Annotated in this window: 2 protein-coding genes and 1 pseudogene; all 3 read left to right on the top strand. The window is 65.9% G+C overall.

All coding sequences use genetic code 11. The features are described from left to right. Window positions 1-134 precede the first annotated feature (134 nt). Window positions 135-388: pseudogene (locus K7711_RS49210) on the top strand (hypothetical protein); the annotation flags it as partial. 94 nt (window positions 389-482) lie between these two features. After that, entirely contained in the window at window positions 483-1,406 is a 924-nt protein-coding gene (locus tag K7711_RS46925; protein WP_308015258.1) for a helix-turn-helix domain-containing protein, read from the top strand. A 1-nt stretch (window position 1,407) separates the two neighbouring features. After that, window positions 1,408-1,886 (top strand): dihydrofolate reductase family protein (locus K7711_RS46920; RefSeq protein WP_222979641.1); only part of this gene is annotated, 479 nt, incomplete at its 3' end.

The raw sequence follows: 1,886 nt of genomic DNA, 5'->3' as shown, positions 1-1,886 counted from the left end.
TCCAGGATCTGACTGCGGCTGTCGTGTCATCCACGAGGAGCCCGAGGTCGGTCAGAACGTCGGTGAGACGCGGGCGCGACACCCGCCGATGGGGCGTGAGCGGACCTCGCTGAGCGGGACACACTCACCGGCATGTGATTTGGCTGGGCGCGGCGACGGTGGTGGAACGAGTCGCACACGCCCGCCACCAGGCCCAGACCGAGACCTGCGACCGGCTCGCGCATGGGTTCACCCCTGAGCGGTGTACGGAGTTGGACGCGCTGCTGGTCACCGATCCCTCGCTGGGGTATCGCGGTTGCGGTGGCTGTCGACCGGCCCAGTAGAGGCCTCGGCGCAGGCGGTGAAGGCTGAGGTCGAGAGGCTGGGGTTCCTGCGCGGGATAGGCAGTGTGAGTACGGCCTGAACCCGTACGCCGTGGTGGAGTCGCAGGCTGAGCAAGATCGGTCAAGCGGGTTTCGGGGCCGCGTTGGCAGACTCGTCGTGTGGCCAAGACCGGACGAGATCGACTACGCGAACTGCTCGACGCGGTGCTGGACGAGAACAACACCACGCTCGGTGCGATGGCGGCTGATGCCTTCGTTTCGCCGTTCCATTTCACCCGGCAATTCTCGCGCGGTACCGGCGAGCCGCCGGTGGCGCTGAAGCGGCGGGTGCTGCTGGAGCGGGCGGTGTGGGAGCTGTCGACGGGTAAGTCGGTGACCGACGTTGCGTTCGCGGCCGGGTACGACTCGGTGGAGGGTTTCAGCCGCGCGTTCAGCGCCGTCTTCGGGCATCCGCCGAGCCTGACTCCCGCGGACGAGCGCCGACGGTGGTTGCCCACGAGCAATGGCATCCACTTTCACCCGCCCATGTCGCTGTGGGTGACGAGTGCGCCGAAAGAACAGGCCGCGCTGGATCCCACGACCCTGCTGATCCATCACGATATCGACGACACCGGCGAACTTCTCGGTGTGGCAGCGCAACTCGACGAATCGCAGTACCGGCGGGTGCGAATGCCGGGCCTGGTGGTGGAGTCGTTCCGGGGGCCCGAGGAATCCATCGCCACCGTGCTCGCCCATCTCATCGAGTCGAAGGAGGTGTGGCTGGCCGCGATCGACGGCGAGGACATCCCGACGGCCGCCGACGACGCTCTCCCGGATTTGGTGAAACGCCATGAGCGCGTGGCGGTTCGGTGGCTGGATACCATCCGCGAACTCACCCGGCGTGGCGGGTGGGACGACACCCTGATCGATGCACTGTGCGAGCCGCCGCAGAGCTTTGTCATCGGCAGCGTGATCGCCCATATCCTCAGCTACTCCACCCACCGCAGGTATCTCGTACGACATTGGCTGCGAGCCGAGTTATCCATCGCCGGAACCGAAATCGGAGACGGTGATCCCATCGAATGGCTACACCAGAGAGGATGACGTGACCTTCAAGACCGTCTACCACACCGCTACTAGCCTGGACGGCTTCCTGGCGACCCCCGACCACAACCTGGATTGGCTGCTTTCTCGGCAGGTCGACTGGGACGGCCCGCTGGGACTGAACCGGTTCGCGGCTGGTGCGGGCGTGATCGCCATGGGCTCGAGCACCTATCAATGGATCAATGAGAATTCCACCGAGCCCTGGCCTTACAACATGCCGACCTGGGTGTTCACCCATCGCGAGTTCCCGGCCTTCGACGACGACCGCGACGTCCGATTGACCTCGAAGCCGGTGGAGGTCGTACACAAGGAGATGGCCGCGGCCGCCGACGGCAAAGACCTCTGGCTAATGGGCGGCGGCGAGCTGGTCGGCCAATTCGCCGATCAGGGCCTGCTAGACGAAATCATCGTCTCCATCGCCCCCGTCACGCTGGGCGCGGGCGCCCCCCTGCTCCCCCGCCGTCTCGAACTGAAGACCAC

The sequence above is a fragment of the Nocardia coffeae genome (assembly GCF_019890715.1).
Lineage (GTDB): Bacteria > Actinomycetota > Actinomycetes > Mycobacteriales > Mycobacteriaceae > Nocardia > Nocardia jiangxiensis.
This window is presented reverse-complemented; position numbering and strand designations above follow the sequence as displayed.